This is a genomic window from Pseudomonas sp. E1MeOHC2 (assembly GCF_058745025.1).
Window position 1 is genome coordinate 1054164 of sequence record NZ_CP196675.1, and the last position, 20218, is coordinate 1074381.

Annotated in this window: 16 protein-coding genes and 1 pseudogene; 11 read left to right on the forward strand and 6 right to left on the reverse strand. The window is 61.7% G+C overall.

Features of this window, described 5'->3' with window-relative positions; all coding sequences use genetic code 11:
• The first annotated feature begins 104 nt into the window (after nt 1–104).
• Nucleotides 105–896 (forward strand): dienelactone hydrolase family protein, encoded by a 792-nt coding sequence (locus ACSSU5_RS04640; protein ID WP_264311943.1) that lies wholly within the window; start codon nt 105–107, stop codon nt 894–896.
• Nucleotides 897–976: 80 nt separating this feature from the next.
• Nucleotides 977–1678 carry a 4'-phosphopantetheinyl transferase family protein gene (locus tag ACSSU5_RS04645; RefSeq protein ID WP_264311942.1) on the forward strand — a complete coding sequence of 234 codons (702 nt, stop codon included), beginning with the start codon at nt 977–979 and terminating at the stop codon, nt 1676–1678.
• Nucleotides 1679–1681: 3 nt separating this feature from the next.
• Here ACSSU5_RS04645 and ACSSU5_RS04650 read toward each other — a convergent pair whose 3' ends face one another.
• Nucleotides 1682–3289 (reverse strand): ATP-binding protein, encoded by a 1608-nt coding sequence (locus ACSSU5_RS04650; protein WP_264311941.1) that lies wholly within the window; start codon nt 3287–3289, stop codon nt 1682–1684.
• Nucleotides 3286–3984, reverse strand: a complete 699-nt coding sequence (locus ACSSU5_RS04655) for a response regulator (RefSeq protein WP_264311940.1) — start codon at nt 3982–3984, stop codon at nt 3286–3288. The genes ACSSU5_RS04650 and ACSSU5_RS04655 overlap by 4 nt, the downstream gene beginning before the upstream one ends.
• A gap of 624 nt (nt 3985–4608) precedes the next feature.
• Here ACSSU5_RS04655 and ACSSU5_RS04660 point away from each other — a divergent pair.
• A complete protein-coding gene (locus ACSSU5_RS04660; protein WP_264311939.1) occupies nt 4609–7488 on the forward strand; it encodes a ribonucleoside-diphosphate reductase subunit alpha in 2880 nt (959 codons plus the stop codon).
• Between the two features lie 714 nt (nt 7489–8202).
• Nucleotides 8203–9453, forward strand: a complete 1251-nt coding sequence (locus tag ACSSU5_RS04665; protein ID WP_027594698.1) for a ribonucleotide-diphosphate reductase subunit beta — start codon at nt 8203–8205, stop codon at nt 9451–9453.
• A gap of 291 nt (nt 9454–9744) precedes the next feature.
• On the opposite strand, the pseudogene ACSSU5_RS04670 reads toward ACSSU5_RS04665, so the two are convergent.
• Both ACSSU5_RS04670 and ACSSU5_RS04675 read right to left on the reverse strand, forming a co-directional pair.
• Nucleotides 9745–9855, reverse strand: a pseudogene (locus ACSSU5_RS04670) (type II toxin-antitoxin system mRNA interferase toxin, RelE/StbE family); the annotation flags it as partial.
• A 14-nt stretch (nt 9856–9869) separates the two neighbouring features.
• Nucleotides 9870–10334: a GNAT family N-acetyltransferase gene (locus ACSSU5_RS04675; protein ID WP_492560696.1), complete on the reverse strand. Its 465-nt coding sequence runs from the start codon at nt 10332–10334 to the stop codon at nt 9870–9872.
• Between the two features lie 102 nt (nt 10335–10436).
• On the opposite strand from ACSSU5_RS04675, the gene pdxR reads away from it, so the two are divergent.
• On the forward strand, nt 10437–11915 hold the full coding sequence (gene pdxR / locus ACSSU5_RS04680) for a MocR-like pyridoxine biosynthesis transcription factor PdxR (RefSeq protein WP_492560697.1): 1479 nt from the start codon (nt 10437–10439) through the stop codon (nt 11913–11915).
• A gap of 104 nt (nt 11916–12019) precedes the next feature.
• On the opposite strand, the gene ACSSU5_RS04685 is transcribed toward pdxR, so the two are convergent.
• Both ACSSU5_RS04685 and ACSSU5_RS04690 read right to left on the reverse strand, forming a co-directional pair.
• Complete coding sequence (locus ACSSU5_RS04685; RefSeq protein ID WP_492560698.1) at nt 12020–13288, reverse strand: type II toxin-antitoxin system HipA family toxin; 1269 nt, start codon at nt 13286–13288, stop codon at nt 12020–12022.
• The gene (locus tag ACSSU5_RS04690) at nt 13281–13598 is read right to left on the reverse strand and encodes a helix-turn-helix domain-containing protein (RefSeq protein WP_264313876.1); all 318 of its coding nucleotides are present in this window, start codon (nt 13596–13598) and stop codon (nt 13281–13283) included. The genes ACSSU5_RS04685 and ACSSU5_RS04690 overlap by 8 nt, the downstream gene beginning before the upstream one ends.
• Nucleotides 13599–14119: 521 nt before the next feature.
• On the opposite strand from ACSSU5_RS04690, the gene ACSSU5_RS04695 reads away from it, so the two are divergent.
• The 6 genes from ACSSU5_RS04695 to ACSSU5_RS04720 all read left to right on the forward strand — a co-directional run bounded on the left by ACSSU5_RS04695 (nt 14120) and on the right by ACSSU5_RS04720 (nt 20169).
• Complete coding sequence (locus ACSSU5_RS04695; RefSeq protein ID WP_492560699.1) at nt 14120–15358, forward strand: OprD family porin; 1239 nt, start codon at nt 14120–14122, stop codon at nt 15356–15358.
• A 188-nt stretch (nt 15359–15546) separates the two neighbouring features.
• Entirely contained in the window at nt 15547–16353 is an 807-nt protein-coding gene (locus tag ACSSU5_RS04700) for an NAD-dependent epimerase/dehydratase family protein (RefSeq protein ID WP_264311933.1), read from the forward strand.
• 25 nt (nt 16354–16378) lie between these two features.
• Nucleotides 16379–17257 (forward strand): glucurono-1,5-lactonase, encoded by an 879-nt coding sequence (locus ACSSU5_RS04705; protein ID WP_264311932.1) that lies wholly within the window; start codon nt 16379–16381, stop codon nt 17255–17257.
• Nucleotides 17258–17322: 65 nt separating this feature from the next.
• Nucleotides 17323–18294: a TRAP transporter substrate-binding protein gene (locus tag ACSSU5_RS04710; protein ID WP_492560700.1), complete on the forward strand. Its 972-nt coding sequence runs from the start codon at nt 17323–17325 to the stop codon at nt 18292–18294.
• Nucleotides 18295–18360: 66 nt separating this feature from the next.
• A complete protein-coding gene (locus tag ACSSU5_RS04715) occupies nt 18361–18888 on the forward strand; it encodes a TRAP transporter small permease (RefSeq protein WP_492560701.1) in 528 nt (175 codons plus the stop codon).
• Entirely contained in the window at nt 18889–20169 is a 1281-nt protein-coding gene (locus ACSSU5_RS04720) for a TRAP transporter large permease (protein ID WP_492560702.1), read from the forward strand.
• Nucleotides 20170–20218 lie beyond the last annotated feature (49 nt).

Below are 20218 nucleotides of genomic sequence, written 5' to 3' on the forward strand. Positions count from 1 at the left end.
TGTTTCGGTCTGGAAGCTAGAGTAAGGAAGGCACCCTGAACCGTGACTGAACCCTGACTGAACCACGGCTGAACGAACTGTCCGCAAGACAAGGAGTTGTAAACATGCGTGCCCTGCTAGCCCTGACCCTGATGTGCAGCGCCGCCCTCGCCCAGGCGGCAGTAGTGACCCGCGAGATCCCCTACCAGGACGACGACGGCAACCGCCTCGTCGGCTACTACGCCTACGACGATGCGCTGGACGACAAGCGCCCAGGCATCGTCGTGGTGCACGAATGGTGGGGCCTGAACGACTATGCCAAGCGTCGCGCACGAGACTTGGCTGCGCTGGGCTACAAGGCGATGGCCATCGACATGTACGGCGATGGCAAGCACACCGAGCATCCGCAGGATGCCCAGGCATTCATGGCCGAAGCGATGAAGGACCCGGCCGCGGCGGCGGCGCGTTTCGACGCCGGCCTCGAACTGCTGAAAAAGCAGCCGAACGTCAACAAGCATCAACTGGGCGCCGTGGGTTACTGCTTCGGTGGCAAGGTGGTACTCGATGCGGCACGTCGGGGAGAGAAGCTCGATGGCGTGGTGAGTTTTCATGGCGCGCTGGCCACCCAGACACCGGCCAAGCCTGGCGTGGTCAGGGCCGACATACTGGTTGAACACGGCGCGGCGGACAGCATGGTCACCGAGGAGCAGGTCACCGCGTTCAAGGCGGAAATGGACGCGGCCAAGGTCAATTATCAGTTCGTCAGCATCCCCGGGGCCAAGCATGGCTTCACCAACCCCGATGCCGACCGCTTGAGCCATGGCGAGCATGGCGGGCCGGACATTGGTTACAACAAGGCCGCCGATGAAAGCGCGTGGGCGGATATGCAGGCGTTCTTCAAGAAAGTGTTCAAGTAACGATCGCCGGGGCCGCTTTGCGGCCCATCGCGACGCAAGGCCGCTCCCACACATCCGTCGCGGCTGGCACAATAGCGCCCATGAACAGACTCCCCACTTGCTGCGCCCCACTCCAGCACCACTGGCCCCTGCCTCGGCCGCTGCCGGGCGCCGTCCTGGTCAGTTGCGCCTTCGACCCCGCCCACCTGGCTGCCGACGACTTCCAGCGCGCCGGCATTGCACAAAGCGCCAGCCTGCAACGCTCGGTGGCCAAGCGCCAGGCCGAGTACCTGGCCGGCCGTGTCTGCGCCCGCGCCGCACTGCAACACCTTGACGGCCGCGACTATGTGCCAGGCACCCATGAAGACCGCTCGCCCATCTGGCCTGCCGGCATCCACGGCTCGATCACCCACGGCAAAGGCTGGGCCGCTGCCATTGTCGCGGGCCAGGGCAGTTGCCGCGGCCTGGGCCTGGATCAGGAGTCACTGCTGGATGACGAACGCGCCGAGCGCCTGATGGCCGAAATCCTCACGCCAGCAGAACTTGAGCGCTTGGACCGCAACCAGCTCGGCCTGGCAGTGACCCTGACCTTCTCGCTCAAGGAAAGCCTGTTCAAAACCCTATACCCGCTAACCCGCCAGCGTTTCTATTTTGAGCACGCCGAAGTGCTGGAATGGTCGGCCGAGGGCCTGGCCCGCCTGCGCCTGCTCACCGACCTGTCACCCGAGTGGCAACAGGGCAGCGAGCTGCAGGGCCAGTTCTGCCTTCAAGACGGCCACCTGCTCAGCCTGGTCAGCGTCTGACCCTCACTGCGGCGCCTGTGCCCGTGGCCAGCTGAGGCTGAAGCAGGCGCCGCCAAGGGCCTCGCTGCGCCCTACCGTGGCCCGGCCTGCGTGCCAGTAGATGATCCGCCGCACGATCGACAGGCCCAACCCATGCCCGCCCGAGGCACGCGTGCGGCTGTCGTCGAGCCGGGTGAAGGGCGTGAAGATGCGGTCCCAGACGCCTTCCGGGATACCCGGCCCGTCATCTTCCACATCGACCCTGCAGCGTTGCTGCCCCAGCTGGTAACTCAGGCGCACCTCGCCCTCGGCATGGCGCATGGCGTTGCTCACCAGGTTTTGCAGGGCCCGGTGCAGGTAGCGCGGCTCGGCCTCAACCCAGGCGCCATCTGATTCAGCGCCTTGGCAGGCGCCGCGTACCACCTTGATTTCAGCCCGCAGCGGCGCAAGTTCTTCGATCACCCGGTCCAGCAATGCGTCGAGATCGACCCGCTGAAACTTCAGGGCCGGCGCGCCTTGCTCAAGGCGCGCGTAGGTCAGCATCTCGTCGACCAGCTTGTCCAGGTCCTGGATGTCGCCATCCATGCCGGCCAGGTGCTTGGCGCGGGCCTGGTCGGTGCTCGCGGTCTCGATCATCTCCAGGCCAAAACGCAGCCGCGCCACCGGTGTGCGCAGCTCGTGAGACACCGCCCGCACCAGCTCGCGCTGCATGGTCAACGAGCGCTGCAGGTGCTCGGCCATGCCGTTGAATGCTGCGGCCAGGCGCCCGACCGAGTCGGCGTCACCGGCCGGTACACGGGTGTCCAGGCTGCCCTGGGCAATACGCGTGGCGGCGATTTCCAGGCCCGACACCCGCCGCTCCAACTGACGCACCAGCAGGTACACCACCAGCCCGATCAGGCACAGCCCGAGGAAGGCGATCAGAATCAACAACTGCGGCGGGTACGGGTTGAGCTGATGCAATGGCCCGATTTCCAGCACCCAGGGCGAACCCGACAGGCCCGAGAACACCCGGATCGAATCGCCATCCTTGCCCAAGGCCATGACCGTGTCGCCCTCTTCGACCCGACGCCGCTGGTCGTCGTCCAGGCCGACCCGCTCCAGGCGCTGCAGGGCAATATCAAAGCCAAAGCCCTTGCTCTGCTTGATCTGCGCCAGGCGCTGCTGCTGCTCGGTCACCGGGTAGCGCACCAGTTCGTCAGCCAACAGATAAAGGGTAGCCCGCGCCAGTTGCTCGCTGACCTGTTTGACCTGGGCCACCAGCAGCACATCCTCGCGGCCAACCTTGCGCAGCACCTGTGCGGCGTGCGGGCCGGTCTTCTCGACCACCACCAGGCCACGATGCAAACGGGCACGCTGGCCACCGTCGAGGGTACGCGCCGACATCGGTTGCAGCGCCAGCGGCACACCGAGCAAGCGCTCCCACATCAGCAGCGAGCGCTTGCGTTCGGTGTCGTTCTGCCCGGCCAGGTTGTCGGCCATCAGGCTGAAGGTGCCCTGGGCCAGCCCCTCACGGTGCTGGGCGGCGCGCACTTCGTTGACCAGGTGCAGGCTGAGCACGCCGAGCAGCGCCACCAGCACCAGCACGCCGAGCATGCCGCCATAGATGCGCAGAAAGATCGAGTTGTTCATGGCGCCTCGCCGACGAACAGGTAGCCCTTGCTGCGCAGGGTCTTGATCAGGCGTGGGTGGATCGGGTCGTCGCCGATCTTGGGGCGAATCTTGGAGATACGCACATCGATGGAGCGGTCCTGGCCGTCATAGCCGACACCGCGCAGGGCGGTGAAGATCTGTTCGCGCGACAATACCCGGCCGGCATTGCTGGCCAGCAGCCAGAGCAGGTCGAACTCGGCGCCGGTCAGGTCTATCAGCTGTTCGCCAAGCCGGGCTTCGCGCAGGCGGTTGTCGATGTGCAGCGGGCCGAATGCCAGGTCTTGGCGCTTGCTTTCCGGTGCTTCGCTGCGCCGCAGCAAGGCCTGGATACGGGCCAGTAACACGCGCGGGCGCACCGGTTTGCAGACGTAATCATCGGCGCCCAGGTCCAGGCCCTGGACCTGATCGAGCTCGTCGCTGCGGGCGGTGAGCATGAGGATCGGGCCTGCGTAGTGGCTGCGCGCCCGACGGCAGATACTCAGGCCGTCTTCACCGGGCAGCATGAGGTCGAGAATCACCAGGTCAGGCTGGCTGTCGACGATCCGTCGCACGGCGCGGCCACCATCGCCCTCGACTGCGACATCGAAGCCGTTGGCCTGGAGGTATTCGGCGGTGAGCTCGGCCAAACGCTGGTCGTCTTCGACGATAAGGATGCGCGGTGTGGGTTGGTCCATGGCTTTTGCCTTTCAATTGTTGTTCTTCTATCGCCGATAGTACGTCCCGCCCCAGGCACTGCCAACCAACCTGCCGTGCCTCACAAGCCACTGGACTGAACCGTTTTTTGTGGTAGGGTTCGCGCCCTCAAAATTCTGCCGTGGGGCAGCGCGCCGAAGAAAAATACTGCAAACCACTTGGCACAAGGCCTACAGGCCATACCCACAAAGTACGCACAACTTATCCACAGGCGCTCGCCTTGCAAAGACCCTGATACCGCATTATCTTGTATCCCGATCGCAGCGAACCACTACATGTTGGGGTTCGTGCAAAATCACACACAAAAGTCAACCCGGCAAATTATTCGATTTTCCGGTTGAACTTCAGGTGATTTGACCAGCCATACCGCTCCAGCGGACTACTGAACTGCAACAGCTTTTGGGTACTGCCCAAAGCCTTTGACTTCGGCCAGGGAGCGGCAAGCTATTGCCCCTTATTCCTGAGTCTGTCCCGAAGTCGGTACGCCCGAGCGGGCGGATGCGTGCGCATGACGCATCCCCCGCACGGGTGATCGAGCAAGTGGACGGAACGGTGGGCGCCCAAAAGGCGCCTGTACAATATAGAAACTGTGGAGACACCCACCCATGCAAACCGACACAACTCGCGAGAACCCGCAGGCCCAGGTGCCGCAGGCCGCCGATTCCAACCAGGATCTGGCTGCCACCGCGCCCGGCCAACTGCGCGTGATCAAGCGTAACGGCACTGTCGTCCCCTACACCGACGACAAGATCACCGTGGCCATCACCAAGGCGTTCCTCGCAGTTGAAGGCGGCACCGCCGCCGCCTCGTCGCGCATCCACGACACCGTCGCGCGCCTGACCGAGCAGGTCACCGCCACGTTCAAGCGTCGCATGCCATCGGGTGGCACCATCCACATCGAAGAAATCCAGGACCAGGTCGAACTGGCCCTGATGCGTGCCGGTGAGCAGAAAGTCGCCCGCGACTACGTGATCTACCGCGACCAGCGGGCGAAAGAGCGCGCCACCCGCGCCAACACCGACGCCGTGGTCGAGCCGCACCCAAGCATCCGCATCACCCTGGCCGACGGCAGCCTGGCGCCGCTGGACATGGCACGCCTGAACACCATCATCAGCGAAGCCTGCGAAGGCCTGGCCGAAGTCGATGGCGACCTGATCCAGCGCGAAACCCTGAAAAACCTGTACGACGGCGTGGCCATCAAGGACGTCAACACCGCCCTGGTGATGACCGCCCGTACCCTGGTCGAGCGCGAGCCGAACTACTCGTTCGTCACCGCCCGCCTGCTGATGGACACCCTGCGTGCCGAAGGCTTGGCCTTCCTCAGCGTTGCCGACAGCGCCACCCACCACGAGATGGCTGACCTGTACGCCAAGGCGCTGCCAGCCTACGTCGCCAAAGGTATCGAGTTCGAGCTGCTGAACCCGGCCCTGGCCGACTTCGACCTGGAAAAACTGGGCAAGGCGATCAACCACGAGCGCGACCAGCAGTTCACCTACCTGGGCCTGCAGACCCTGTACGACCGTTACTTCATCCACAAGGATGGCGTGCGCTTCGAGCTGCCACAGGTGTTCTTCATGCGTGTGGCCATGGGCCTGGCGCTGGAAGAGAAAGACAAAGAAGCCCGTGCGATCGAGTTCTACAACCTGTTGTCGTCCTTCGACTACATGGCCTCGACCCCGACCCTGTTCAACGCCGGTACCCTGCGCCCGCAGCTGTCCAGCTGCTACCTGACCACCGTGCCGGACGACCTGTCGGGCATCTACCACGCGATCCACGACAACGCCATGCTGTCGAAATTCGCCGGTGGCCTGGGCAACGACTGGACCCCTGTGCGTGCACTGGGCTCCTACATCAAGGGCACCAACGGTAAATCCCAGGGCGTCGTACCCTTCCTGAAAGTGGTCAACGACACCGCCGTTGCGGTCAACCAGGGTGGCAAGCGCAAAGGCGCTGTGTGTGCCTACCTGGAAACCTGGCACCTGGACATCGAAGAATTCATCGAGCTGCGCAAGAACACCGGTGATGACCGTCGTCGTACCCACGACATGAACACCGCCAACTGGATCCCAGACCTGTTCATGAAGCGCGTCTTCGATGACGGCAAGTGGACCCTGTTCTCGCCGTCGGAAGTGCCTGATCTGCACGACCTGACCGGCAAGGCCTTCGAAGAGCGCTACGAGTACTACGAAGCCCTGACCGAGTACAACAAGATCAAGGTGTTCAAGACCATCCAGGCCAAAGACCTGTGGCGCAAGATGCTGTCGATGCTGTTCGAGACCGGCCACCCATGGCTGACCTTCAAGGACCCGTGCAACCTGCGCTCGCCGCAGCAGCACGTGGGCGTGGTCCACAGCTCGAACCTGTGCACCGAGATCACCCTGAACACCAACAAGGACGAGATCGCGGTCTGCAACCTGGGCTCGATCAACCTGCCGAACCACATCGTCGACGGCAAGCTGGACACCGCCAAGCTGCAACGCACCGTGAACACCGCCGTGCGCATGCTCGACAACGTGATCGACATCAACTACTACTCGGTGCCGCAAGCGCGTAACTCGAACCTCAAGCACCGCCCGGTCGGTCTGGGCATCATGGGCTTCCAGGACGCACTGTACCTGCAGCACATCGCCTACGGTTCCGACGCTGCGGTCGAGTTCGCCGACAAGTCGATGGAAGCGGTCAGCTACTTCGCGATCCAGGCGTCCTGCGACCTGGCCGACGAGCGTGGCGCCTACGAGACCTTCCAGGGTTCGCTGTGGTCCAAAGGCATCCTGCCGCTGGATTCGCAACAGATCCTGATCGAGGCCCGTGGCCAGAAGTACATCGACGTCGACCTGAACGAGACCCTGGACTGGGCGCCGGTGCGTGCTCGCGTACAAAAAGGTATTCGTAACTCGAACATCATGGCCATCGCGCCGACCGCCACCATCGCCAACATCACTGGCGTGTCGCAGTCCATCGAGCCGACCTACCAGAACCTGTACGTGAAATCGAACCTGTCGGGCGAATTCACCGTGATCAACCCGTACCTGGTTCGCGACCTGAAAGCCCGCGGCCTGTGGGACTCGGTCATGATCAACGACCTGAAGTACTACGACGGTTCGGTCCAGCAGATCGAGCGTATCCCGCAAGAGCTCAAAGACCTGTACGCCACCGCGTTCGAAGTCGAGACCAAGTGGATTGTCGATGCCGCCTCGCGTCGCCAGAAGTGGATCGACCAGGCCCAGTCGCTGAACCTGTACATCGCTGGCGCTTCGGGCAAGAAGCTGGACGTGACCTACCGCATGGCCTGGTACCGTGGTCTGAAGACCACCTACTACCTCCGTGCCCTGGCCGCGACCAGCACCGAGAAGTCGACCATCAACACCGGCAAGCTCAACGCCGTTTCCAGCGGCGGCGACAGCGCCCCGGTCCAGGCCGCCGGCCCGGCCCCTGTGCCGAAGGCTTGCGCGATCGACGAGCCTGACTGCGAAGCCTGCCAGTAAGGCCTGATGCCGCAAGGGGTGCTCACGGGTGCCCCTTGCGGCATTTTTGTATCCGCGTTCCAGAGAAGCCTTGCCCTTTGCCCACCGCTCGCGCGGCTCGGTAAAAGGGCAGGACCTCTCAAAAAAGGACGTACCCCATGGCGCGGAAAAAAGTGGCAACTCGCAAGATTGGTCGCAATGCAGAAACCGGCCGTTTTACCTCGGTCGAAGTAGCACGCAAGCACCCCAAGACACATGTGGTCGAGACCCTGCGCAAGCGGTGCAGCTAACGCGAATTGCTGGGGCCGCTTTGCGGCCTTTTCGCGACACAAGGCCGCGCCTGCATAAGCCCAAAAAACCCCACATGCTGTGCCGCCAAAATAAAAAACCACCATATATAGTGCCAAGCAGGCGTTTAGCGGCTACACTCTTGCCCGAACGAACGATACAAGCTTTGTGAACGGATGCGCGCAAAACCGGTCGAAAAAGTTACCCTCGCCGGCCAGACTCGCGCCCCGATCGAAGGCGAATTCCGGTATACTGCGCCCCCTCTGAAAAGGGCACCATTCAATTGTCCTGGCCCCTCCCCGAGGCCTGGCCAGGCACAAGCACATCCCGATGTAACGAGAGTCAGCCTCTCGAGCTGTCCATTCGCCGTAACGGCCTTGCGTCAGGCATCACATTCTTAAAATCCAACCGGTTGCCTGAGGGCGACCCTCAAGCAGGAGCCAAACCATGCTGAGCTGGGACGAATTCGACAAGGAAGACGGCGAAGTAGCCGCCAAAGGCAACACCCCTGCGCAGGCCAACGCCGCTGCCACCCTCGACAAGCTCGACAGCGCCGGCGGTGCCGCCGCCCTGGAAGCCCGTGCCGCTACCGCTTCTGACTCCGAAGCCGTAAAACGCGCCAAAGCCGCCCTCGACGCCCTCGACGTTGCCGAAGGCCTGGCCGAGCTGGAAGGCTCCGCCGCCCGCGTCGCGGTCGACGAAAAGCGCATGATCAACTGCCGCGCCGACCTTAACCAGCTGGTACCGTTCAAGTACGACTGGGCCTGGCAGAAGTACCTCGACGGCTGCGCCAACCACTGGATGCCGCAAGAGGTCAACATGACCGCCGACATCGCCTTGTGGAAAAGCCAGGACGGCCTGACCGAAGACGAGCGCCGCATCGTCATGCGTAACCTGGGCTTCTTCTCCACCGCCGACTCCCTAGTTGCCAACAACCTGGCCCTGGCCGTGTACCGCCTGATCACCAACCCGGAGTGCCGCCAGTACATCCTGCGCCAGGCCTTCGAAGAGGCGATCCACACCCACGCCTACCAGTACTGCATCGAGTCGCTGGGCATGGATGAAGGCGAGATCTTCAACATGTACCACGAGATCCCGTCGGTCGCGAAAAAAGCCGCCTGGGGCCTGAAGTACACCCGCGCCATCTCCGACCCGGAATTCAACACCGGCACCCCGGAAACCGACAAAGAGCTGCTGCGCAACCTGATCGCTTACTACTGCGTTCTGGAAGGCATCTTCTTCTACTGCGGCTTCACCCAGATTCTGTCGATGGGCCGCCGTAACAAGATGACCGGCGTTGCCGAGCAGTTCCAGTACATCCTGCGTGACGAGTCGATGCACCTGAACTTCGGTATCGACGTGATCAACCAGATCAAGATCGAGAACCCGCACCTGTGGGATGCCTCGATGAAGGAAGAAGCGACCCAGATGATCCTGCAAGGGACCCAGCTGGAGATCGAATACGCCCGCGACACCATGCCGCGCGGTGTACTGGGCATGAACGCAGCGATGATGGAGGACTACCTCAAGTTCATCGCCAACCGTCGCCTGACCCAGATTGGCCTGAAAGAAGAATATCCAGGGACCACCAACCCGTTCCCTTGGATGAGCGAGATCATGGACTTGAAGAAGGAGAAGAACTTCTTTGAGACCCGCGTGATCGAGTATCAGACGGGTGGGGCGTTGAGCTGGGATTAACTTAATCATCAGCCCTTCCCAGCCATAACAGGTATCACATTAAGCCACTCACGCCGACAAGGCATGAGTGGCTTTTTTACAAGTTCTGGATACACCAATAATAACAACCCAGGCATTTTCAACCCGCGTTCTCGGCAATACCGCATTCGTAGAACAACGCATCTATTAGTGATTCAGCAGGGGCCTGTGGGAGCGGGCTTGGCCCGCGAACATCGGCGAAGCCGGTGCCATACTCCGCGTGGCCCCATTCGCGGGGCAAGCCCGCTCCCACAGGATTGGCAGGCCGGCTGCTTATGCAGCCCAAAGGGCGACAACCTCATTGTCGATCACCTGGTAAACCAACCGGTAGCCACTGCTACGCAGTTTGATCTTGTAGCAGTCCGGAAACGCATGCAGCCGATTGGGGCCTCAGTGCCCTACGCAGGCAGCGCCATGCGGTACTCGATCACTCCCGGCTTTTCAGCGATCCAGTCATACAGCCGCTGTGCCGTCTGGTTGGTTTCCTGGGTATGCCAATACAGCCGATCGCACTGTTTCTCCCGCGCCTGGCCCTGAACGAACTCGATCAACTGCTTGCCAACCTGCTTGCCTCGCGCACTTGGGCAGACGTACAGGTCTTCCAGATAGCAAAAGTCGTTACGCCCCCAGGTCGAGCGATGGAACACAAAATGGACGAAACCGAGGATGCGCTCACCGTCCGTGGCGACGGCGCAGTGCACGGGCTCTGCCGGGTCGAAAAAACGGGCCCAGGTCAGCTCGGTCGTGGCCTTGTTCAGTTCCACTTTGTAGAACGCCTGGTACTGGTCCCAGTAGGCGGACCATTGTGGAAAATCGCTCTGCTCCAACTCACGAACCGAAACCAATGTTTGTGCAACTGTCATCGTGAAACCCCTTTCAATGTGGGAATGGTCTGAAAACAGGTGCATTTATAGCGATAGAATGGCTTGAATATCCCCGCCACTTTCTACAAGTGAACCAGACCAATGTTCAAGCATGCCCAGCTGCAATCGGTCAAAGCCTGGATGAGCGACCCAGCCCATGGGGCGTTGTCGCTGCATGTGCGGATCCAGCGGGCGATTCGCCAATTGATCCTTGATGGTGCATTGCCGGTCGGCAAGTCACTGCCGGCTTCCCGGCCACTGGCCCAGTCGCTGGGCGTCTCGCGGGATACCGTGGAGGCGGCTTACAGCCAGCTGCACGCAGAGGGCTTCATCGAACGGCGCGTGGGCAGTGGAAGCTTCGTGTCGCAACGCGCGCGGCACCTGCCGCGGCGAAAGCGCCAACACGAGGTTCTGTGCAATGAGCCACCGCAGTTGAGTCGCAGAGCGATAGCGGTGCTGCAGAGCGGAGGCGTGCACAACTTTCAAGCGCCCCGCCCATTCGCCCCCGGAGTCGCCGAGACCCGGCACTTTCCCCTGGCGATCTGGGAGAAGCTGGAGCGCCAGGTGTACAAGGAATACGGCACCCAGGCATTGGAGCACAGTGCGCCACAGGGCATGGCCTGCCTGCGCAGTGCGATCGCTGACTACCTTAACCTTGAACGCGGGGCGCAGGCGTCTGCTGATCGGGTGCTGATACTCACCAGCTCACAGCAGGCGCTTGGCCTGTGCGCGCAGGTGCTCATGGATGCGGGCGATCAGGTGTTGGTCGAAGACCCGCTCTACCAAGGCACGCGCAAAGCCGTCGCCGCCGCAGGCCTGGAAAGCGTACCCGTGCCAGTGGACGAAGGCGGCATGCAGGTGGAAAGCATGGCCAGGCTGGCGACCAATGCCAGGGCGGTGTTTCTGACGCCGTCTCATCAATACCCCACCGGCGCGACGTTATCGCTGGACAGGCGCCTGCAGGCCATCGAATGGGCAAGGCAGCAACGCGCCTGGATCATCGAAGATGACTACGACAGCGAGTTCCACTACGAAGGCAGGCCGACGGCCTGCGTGCAGGGCCTGGACCCGCATCAACGGACGCTCTACATCGGCACCTTCACCAAGTCGCTGTTCGCCGGGCTACGCATCGGCTACTTGCTGTTGCCGCCTGCTCTCGTCGCGCCAATGACCTGTGCACGCACGCTGCAGGATGGGCATACGGCGTCCATTGCCCAGCTGACCCTAGCGCGCTTCATGGAAGGTGGGCACTACACGGCGCATGTGCGGAGCATGCGGGCGCTGTATGCCGCGCGCCGGGACATGCTCGCCGAACTGGTGCACAAGCACCTGGGGGCGTTTCTGGCGCCTACCATTCCGGCCGGAGGGCTGCAGATACCCTGCCATTTCGTGCAGGATTTCCCAGAAGATACCGTGGTCAGGGCGGCGAATGCGGTGGGGATCGACCTGTTGGGGCTCGGCAGTTTGTATGCATCGCCGAGGAATGACGCAGGCCTGTTAATGGGGTTCGCGGCGCTGACGCCTGGCGAGATGCGTTTAGCGGTAGAGAAGCTGGCGAAGGTGTTTGCGAGACTTAAGTAAAGGGCTCGCCCTCGCCACCAAGGCATCGATGTGCCGTACTGGGGCGCCCAGAGACGTGGTCGAGGGCGAGACCGTTTCTAAGTTTAAAAGCATTTGCGGCTGCATCAACTCATCGACTGGAGCAGCGCACTGTTTTCGTCGATACGGCCTTGCACGGTTTGCAGCGTGTCCTGGGTGATCATCTGCGGGTACATACGCTCGGCCATGCTCGTGAACTGGCTGGCTGCAGCGCATATACGGTCGATGATGGCGGCGGCGGACGCCGGCGTAACTTCTGCTTCGCTTGCCAGGGCCAGTATCGCTTTGCGGTCAATCGCCAAGGCCTCACCCATCACATCCATCTGATGATAGCCGCCAGGGCCTTCGCAAAACGTCACGTCATACGCGGGTGCCAGTTTCCACTCGCCTGCCCGAGACATCACGTAAGAAAAATTCTTGGGATGGTCATCGCGGTTATTGAACACCACGTTAAACACCGCTCGCTCAAAGGCTCGCGCTTTCTCTCGCAGGTCGTTGGTGCACAGATGAGTCGCCCGCAAGAAGTTGATGTAATCCAGCGCACCGGGTGACCTGAAGTCGGCACCGGTATAGGCCGCCAGGCTCTGCATCGGCACACGCAGATCACCCTGGCGATCAAAACGTCGACTGGCGAAGGCCGCCAGCCCATTTGGCAAACTGAAATGCTGGGTATCCGGCGTCGGGATGCCGCACTGACGCAGGCACTCGGCATAGACCATTTCAATGGCGCAGACTTCTGGGTGCTCTTCTCGCGCCGGGAACTTGATCAGCCACGCTTCCAGACCTGTCTTGGCAACGGTAGTGAAGGCCCCGGTGTATGGATCGCGATAGGCCAAGGCTTTAGGCCTCGCGCCTTGAGGGGAGCCGCCCACCAGCAACAGCTTCTGCAGAAACGCGCCTCCGTCCCCCTTGAGCACCTCTTGTACCTCGGCGGCCAGCACGTCGAGCGGGATATGCTCCTGCGGTTGCAGCCCCTCGGCCGCAACGGGCTCGAACGAAAGGGCCCCCATGGCGTTATTGCCGATGTAAGCCAACCGCTCCAACGGCCCTACGCGAGCAACGTTGAGCCCACGGCGCTTGAAGAGGCGGTCCATCAGCAGCATGCCCCAGCCATCTGGCATCGCATCGTAGACAGGCCCCGGCAAACCGGACTGATGGGCCGGGAAGCCTCTACGCAACGCATCACCTTGCAATGGCATGGCATACGACGACAACTCAAGGCCACGCTGCTTCGCTTCGCTGCTGTACTCGAACACTATCTGCGGACGGCTAGAGACGGCTGTGGTGGACACGAGTGTGCCCCACAGCCAGCGCTCACCCCAGCCTTGATAATAGATGCGCACTTGCTCAAGCATTGTCGTGCTTGCTCCTGATACGCTGCCGCTTGGCACTCTGCTCATAGCGATGCAGGTCAGCGAGGCTGTCCAGTTTGGGCAAGAAAAGGCTTTCCAGCTCCTTGCCGCGCCCTAGCACCATGGCCACCCTGACCAGGTTCTCAAAGCCGACATTACGCCCAGCCTCCAGATTGGACACGGTATTGGTAGCGATACCAGCCCTGCCAGCCACATCCGCCTGCGTCATCTGCTGCGCTAGCCGCTCGGTGCGCAAACGTTCGCAAAGACGTTTTACGACCTCACTCGGCTTGCTGAGGCTTAAATCCAGCATAACGTGCATTAAACCCATGAAATCCACTTAATACACAACATAGTAGTACTCTGGCCTCAGTGCGATCAATTTCTTTAGAAGCAAAATTTTGTGCCTTATATTGAATAATATTAGTTTAGACACAGAATACTGGAATTAAAATAAAGCGCGCGTACACGATCTTGATCGTTAGGCGGCCTATCAGAAAATTCATGCACGCCTGCCTACGTATGACTCAGTGATCTCGCCTTCATCGCACCACAAAGCGTTGACATCCCCACCACCACTTGATAAAAATCGCCACAGTTGTACGACAACGCATAACAAAAACAACAATCAGTGGACGATCGCCATGTCGACATCAATCGCGCTATCCCCCCACGTTTCACCGTTCCCAATTTCGTCACCTGCGGCCACAGCGCCGTAAGCCCGTTTCACCCTCCCTGGCCCTGACCGGCCCGTTACCCACCCGCCCCTGCCGCAGGCCGCTCGCGCGTGCCCGGTGGACGGGCCGCCACACCCTTTTGCGGAGCACAACAATAATGAAAATCTGCCAAACCCTCCCCTTTGCCTTGCTCGGCGTCGGCCTGCTCGGCAGCCTGCCGGGCACCACTGTGGCGGCGGGCTTTGTCGAGGATGCCAAGGCCACGCTCGGCCTGCGCAATTTCTATATCAACCGCAACTTCACCAACCCCAGCAACCCGCAAAGCAAGGCTGAGGAATGGACGCAGAGCTTTATCCTCGATGCGCGTTCGGGTTTCACCGAAGGGCCGGTCGGGTTCGGCGTGGATGTGCTGGGGCTGTGGTCGGTCAAGCTCGATGGCGGTGGCGGCACCTACGGCACCGGGCTGCTGCCGCGCCACGACGATGGGCGGCCGGCCGATGACTACGGGCGCCTGGCGGTGGCGGGCAAGGCGCGGGTTTCGAAGACTGAGCTGAAGATCGGCGAATGGATGCCGGTGCTGCCGATCCTGCGCTCCGACGACGGCCGCTCGCTGCCGCAGACGTTCCGCGGGGGGCAGGTCACCTCCAACGAAATCCGCGGGCTGACGCTGTATGGCGGGCAGTTCCGTGGCAACAGCCCGCGCAACGACGCGAGCATGGACGACATGAGCTACGGCGGTGGGCTTTCGGACCGCTTCAACTTCGTCGGTGGCGAATACAAGTTCAACCAGGACCGCACATTGGTCGGGCTGTGGAACGCAGTGCTCAAGGACGTCTACCAGCAACAGTACTTGCAAGTGAGCCACAGCCAGCCCTTGGGTGACTGGACCCTGGGTGCCAACCTTGGCTACTTCCATGGCAATGAAGACGGCTCCGAGCGTGCCGGGCAGTTGGACAACAAGACCTATTCGGGGATGTTCTCGGCCAAGTATGGCGGCAACACCTTCTGGGTCGGCCTGCAAAAAGTTGATGGCGATACCTGGATGCGGGTCAATGGCACCAGCGGCGGCACGCTGGCTAACGACAGCTACAACTCCAGTTTCGATAACGCCAACGAGCGCTCGTGGCAAGTGCGACATGACTTCAACTTCGTCACCGTCGGGGTGCCGGGGTTGACGCTGATGAACCGGTACATCAGTGGGCAGGACGTGCACGCAGGGGCGGTTACCGATGGCAAAGAGTGGGTGCGGGAGACGGAGCTGGCGTATGTGATCCAGAGCGGGGCGCTCAAGGATTTGAGCGTGAAGTGGCGCAACTCGAGCATTCGCCGGGACTACAGCAACAACGAGTTTGATGAGAACCGGTTGATCTTCAACTATCCGTTGTCATTGTTGTAAGAGGGGGCCGCTTTGCGGCCCATCGCGGGCAAGCCCGCTCCTACACGGACCGCGTGAAGCCTGTAGGTGCGGGTTTGCCGCAATGAGGCACACAGGGTCACAGAATTAACATTGACAACTCTGGAACCCGCTGCCGATAATTCAGCCAAGTCATACGACAACCTACAACAACCAACAATGAGCCGGCCATGACCATTACTCCCCTCAATCGCCTGCTGCTCACCGGAGCCGCAGGCGGCCTGGGCAAGGTCCTTCGCGAACGCCTGCAAGGCTACGCCGAGGTCCTGCGCCTTTCCGATATCAGCCCGATGCCACCTGCCGCGGGCCCGCATGAAGAGGTGGTGGCCTGCGACCTCGCCGACAAGGCTGCCGTCCACGCACTGGTCGAAGGCGTGGACGCCATCATCCACTTCGGCGGCGTGTCCACCGAACATGCCTTCGAAGACATCCTCGGCCCCAACATCTGCGGCGTGTTCCATGTCTACGAAGCGGCGCGCAAACATGGCGTCAAACGCATCATCTTCGCCAGCTCCAATCACACCATCGGTTTCTACCACCAGGACGAGCGCATCGACGCCCACTCCCCGCGCCGCCCCGACAGCTACTACGGGCTGTCCAAATGTTACGGCGAGGACGTCGCCAGCTTCTACTTCGATCGCTATGGCATCGAGACCGTGAGCATCCGCATCGGCTCGTCGTTCCCGCAACCGCAGAACCCGCGCATGCTCTGCACCTGGCTGAGCTACGACGACCTGGTGCAACTGATCGAGCGCGGGCTGTTCACGCCCAACGTCGGCCACACCATCGTCTATGGCGCCTCCGACAACCGCACTGTGTGGTGGGACAACCGCCATGCCGCGCACCTGGGCTATGCGCCTAAAGACACCTCAGAGGTGTTCCGCGAAGCGGTCGAGGCACAGCCGTCGCCTGCCGCCGATGACCCGAGCATGGTCTATCAGGGCGGCGCCTTCGCCGTGGCCGGACCGTTCAACTGACCCCAGCGCGCCAGGAGGCACGGCCATGAACTGCGAACTGATCGTCGACGCCCGCAACGGTACCGGCGAAAGCCCTGTGTGGCACCCTATCGAACAGGCCCTTTACTGGGTCGACATCCCCGCCCGCACATTGCACCGCTGGCAGCCCAACGGCGCTCACAACACCTGGCAAGGCGACGAGATGCTCGCCTGCATCGCCCGCACCGAACAGGGGTGGGTCGCGGGCATGGAAAGCGGCATCTTCCAGCTCGAAGCCAACGCCGATGGCAGCCTCGACAGCCGCCTGCTCAGTGCCGTCGAACATGCCCAGGGCGGCATGCGCTTCAACGATGGGCGCTGCGACCGCCAGGGCCGTTTCTGGGCCGGCACCATGCTCATGGACATGTCACAAGGTGCCCATGTCGGGGCGCTGTACCGGCATGACGGCGAAGGGCAATTGCACCTGCAGCAGGACGGCATGATCGTGCCCAATGGCCTGGCCTTCAGTCCCGACGGCACACGCATGTACCTGTCGGACTCGCACCCCAACGTGCAGAAGATCTGGGTGTTCGACTACGACATCGACAGCGGCACGCCCCACAGCAAGCGCCTGTTCGTCGACATGCACGCCTTCCCCGGCCGCCCCGACGGTGCCGCCATCGACCAGGACGGCTGCTACTGGATCTGTGGCAACGACGCCGGCCAGATCCACCGCTTCACCCCCGAAGGCCGCCTCGATCGCTCACTCAGCGTGCCGGTGAAGAAACCGGCGATGTGCGCCTTTGGCGGCGCCAACCTGGACACCCTGTTCGTCACCTCGATCCGCCCTTCGGGCATCGACCTCTGCGACCAGCCGCTGGCCGGCGGGGTATTTGCCTTCGAGCTTGGCATCAAAGGCCTGGAGGAACCTGCCTACCGGGGCTGAACGCCCGCTCTGCCACGCACACTTGCACACACGAAACCGGATAATAAAAACCACGGAGTTTCATCATGACGTTCAAACGCAAGCTGCTCCTTGCCGTACTCCCTTTCGCCTTCAGCGTGTCGATGCCAGCCTTTGCGCTGGACATCAAGTTCGCCGAGATTCACCCGGCCGGCTACCCGACCGTGGTTGCCGAACAGAACATGGGCAAGAAGCTCGAAGCCGCCAGCAATGGCGAGATCACCTTCAAGATGTTCGCCGGTGGGGTGCTCGGCTCCGAGAAGGAAGTGATCGAACAGGCACAGATCGGTGCCGTGCAGATGACCCGCGTCAGCCTGGGAATCGTCGGCCCGGTAGTGCCGGATGTGAACGTGTTCAACATGCCGTTCGTGTTCCGCGACCATGAGCACATGCGCAAGATCATCGACGGCGACATCGGCCAGGAAATCCTCGACAAGATCACCCACTCCGAATTCAACCTGGTAGCCCTGGCCTGGATGGATGGCGGTTCGCGCAGAATCTACACGAAAAAACCAGTACGCAGCCTCGAAGACCTCAAGGGCATGAAGATTCGCGTGCAGGGCAACCCGCTGTTCATCGACATGATGAACGCCATGGGTGGCAACGGCATCGCCATGGACACCGGCGAAATCTTCAGCGCCCTGCAGACTGGCGTGATCGACGGCGCCGAGAACAACCCGCCCACCCTGCTTGAGCACAATCACTTCCAGAGCGCCAAGTACTACACCCTCACCGGGCACCTGATCCTGCCTGAGCCGGTAGTGATGTCCAAGACCACCTGGAACACGCTCACCCCTGAGCAGCAGACCCTGGTGAAGAAAGTCGCGCGTGAAGCGCAGATGGAAGAACGTGCACTGTGGGACGCCAAGTCGTCTGCCAGTGAAGAGAAACTCAAGGCTGCCGGTGTCGAGTTCATCACCGTCGACAAGAAGCCGTTCTTCGAGGCCACCGCATCGGTACGCGAGAAGTACGGCGCGCCTTACGCCGACCTGATGAAGCGTATCGACGCCGTCCAGTAATACCGGCCCCTTCCAAGACGACCTCGGCAGTGCGGCGCCCGCCGCCCTGTCGCTTTGGTGATGCCTATGAAATCGCTATTTCTGAACGTGAACGACACGCTGTACCGCAGTTGCATCTGGATCGCGGGCCTGTCGATCCTGACCATGACGCTGATCATCCCGTGGGGCATCTTCGCCCGCTACGTGCTGGGCACCGGTTCCAGCTGGCCGGAGCCGGTCTCGATCCTGCTGATGGTGGTGTTCACCTTCGTCGGTGCCGCCGCCAGCTACCGGGCTGGCGCGCACATGGCGGTGGCGATGATCACCGACCGCCTGCCACCCCTGCAGCGCCAGCTGGTTTCGCTGCTGGTGCAACTGCTGATGATCGTGGTGTGCGTGTTCATGACCTACTACGGCACCAAACTGTGCATCACCACCTGGAACCAGTCGCTGGCCTCTCTGCCAGGGGTACGCGTGGGCATGACCTATGCGCCGATCCCGGTGGGTGGCGTACTGACACTGATTTTTGTGGTGGAAAAACTCCTGCTGGGCGACCAAAGCAACCGCAAGGTGGTGCGCTTCGACCTGGCTGAAGAAAGCGAAGGAGCTGCGTAAATGGATGCGTTCATTCTGTTGGGCAGTTTCATCGCGCTCATCCTGCTGGGCATGCCGGTGGCCTATGCACTGGGGTTGTCGGCATTGATCGGTGCCTGGTGGATCGATATCCCGCTGCAGGCGATGATGATCCAGGTCTCCAGTGGGGTTAACAAGTTTTCGCTGCTGGCGATTCCGTTCTTCGTGCTGGCCGGCGCGATCATGGCCGAGGGCGGTATGTCCCGGCGGCTGGTGGCATTCGCCGGGGTGCTGGTGGGCTTCGTGCGGGGCGGGTTGTCGCTGGTCAACATCATGGCCTCGACGTTCTTTGGCGCTATCTCGGGCTCGTCGGTGGCCGACACCGCGTCGGTGGGTTCGGTGCTGATTCCGGAAATGGAGCGCAAAGGCTACCCGCGTGAGTTCTCCACCGCCGTGACTGTCAGTGGCTCGGTGCAGGCACTGCTGACCCCGCCCAGCCACAACTCGGTGCTGTACTCGCTGGCGGCGGGTGGCACGGTGTCGATCGCCTCGCTGTTCATGGCTGGGGTGATGCCCGGGCTGTTGCTGAGCGCAGTGATGATGGGCCTGTGCCTGATCTTCGCGAAAAAGCGCAACTACCCCAAAGGCGAAGTCATTCCGTTGCGCCAGGCGCTGAAAATCGCCGGTGAGGCGCTGTGGGGGCTGATGGCGATGGTCATCATCCTCGGTGGCATTCTGTCGGGCGTGTTCACCGCGACCGAGTCGGCCGCCGTGGCGGTGGTCTGGTCGTTCTTCGTGACCATGTTCATCTACCGCGACTACAAATGGCGTGACCTGCCCAAGTTGATGCACCGCACGGTACGCACCATCTCGATCGTGATGATCCTGATCGGCTTTGCCGCAAGCTTTGGCTACGTGATGACGCTGATGCAGATCCCCTCGAAGATCACCACCACGTTCCTGACCCTGTCGGACAACCGTTACGTGATCCTCATGTGCATCAACTTCATGCTGTTGCTGCTGGGCACGGTGATGGACATGGCGCCGCTGATTTTGATCCTGACGCCGATCCTGCTGCCGGTGATCAATGGCATCGGCGTGGATCCGGTGCACTTCGGCATGATCATGCTGGTGAACCTGGGCATCGGTTTGATCACGCCACCGGTGGGCGCGGTGCTGTTCGTGGGCTCGGCCATCGGCAAGGTGAGCATCGAGTCGACGGTGAAGGCGCTGCTGCCGTTCTACCTGGCGTTGTTCCTGGTACTGATGGCCGTGACCTACATCCCTGCCATCTCGCTCTGGCTGCCCAGCGTGGTGCTGTAAAGCCAAATGGGGCCGCTTGCGGCCCCATCCTCTTTTGCAAATGGATCCT

Coding starts and splice junctions, on each gene's coding strand:
- ACSSU5_RS04640 (WP_264311943.1), top strand. CDS start 105: ATGCGTGCCCTGCTAGCCCTGACCCTGATGTGCAGCGCCGCCCTCGCC.
- ACSSU5_RS04645 (WP_264311942.1), top strand. CDS start 977: ATGAACAGACTCCCCACTTGCTGCGCCCCACTCCAGCACCACTGGCCC.
- ACSSU5_RS04650 (WP_264311941.1), bottom strand. CDS start 3,289: ATGAACAACTCGATCTTTCTGCGCATCTATGGCGGCATGCTCGGCGTG.
- ACSSU5_RS04655 (WP_264311940.1), bottom strand. CDS start 3,984: ATGGACCAACCCACACCGCGCATCCTTATCGTCGAAGACGACCAGCGT.
- ACSSU5_RS04660 (WP_264311939.1), top strand. CDS start 4,609: ATGCAAACCGACACAACTCGCGAGAACCCGCAGGCCCAGGTGCCGCAG.
- ACSSU5_RS04665 (WP_027594698.1), top strand. CDS start 8,203: ATGCTGAGCTGGGACGAATTCGACAAGGAAGACGGCGAAGTAGCCGCC.
- ACSSU5_RS04675 (WP_492560696.1), bottom strand. CDS start 10,334: ATGACAGTTGCACAAACATTGGTTTCGGTTCGTGAGTTGGAGCAGAGC.
- pdxR (WP_492560697.1), top strand. CDS start 10,437: ATGTTCAAGCATGCCCAGCTGCAATCGGTCAAAGCCTGGATGAGCGAC.
- ACSSU5_RS04685 (WP_492560698.1), bottom strand. CDS start 13,288: ATGCTTGAGCAAGTGCGCATCTATTATCAAGGCTGGGGTGAGCGCTGG.
- ACSSU5_RS04690 (WP_264313876.1), bottom strand. CDS start 13,598: ATGCTGGATTTAAGCCTCAGCAAGCCGAGTGAGGTCGTAAAACGTCTT.
- ACSSU5_RS04695 (WP_492560699.1), top strand. CDS start 14,120: ATGAAAATCTGCCAAACCCTCCCCTTTGCCTTGCTCGGCGTCGGCCTG.
- ACSSU5_RS04700 (WP_264311933.1), top strand. CDS start 15,547: ATGACCATTACTCCCCTCAATCGCCTGCTGCTCACCGGAGCCGCAGGC.
- ACSSU5_RS04705 (WP_264311932.1), top strand. CDS start 16,379: ATGAACTGCGAACTGATCGTCGACGCCCGCAACGGTACCGGCGAAAGC.
- ACSSU5_RS04710 (WP_492560700.1), top strand. CDS start 17,323: ATGACGTTCAAACGCAAGCTGCTCCTTGCCGTACTCCCTTTCGCCTTC.
- ACSSU5_RS04715 (WP_492560701.1), top strand. CDS start 18,361: ATGAAATCGCTATTTCTGAACGTGAACGACACGCTGTACCGCAGTTGC.
- ACSSU5_RS04720 (WP_492560702.1), top strand. CDS start 18,889: ATGGATGCGTTCATTCTGTTGGGCAGTTTCATCGCGCTCATCCTGCTG.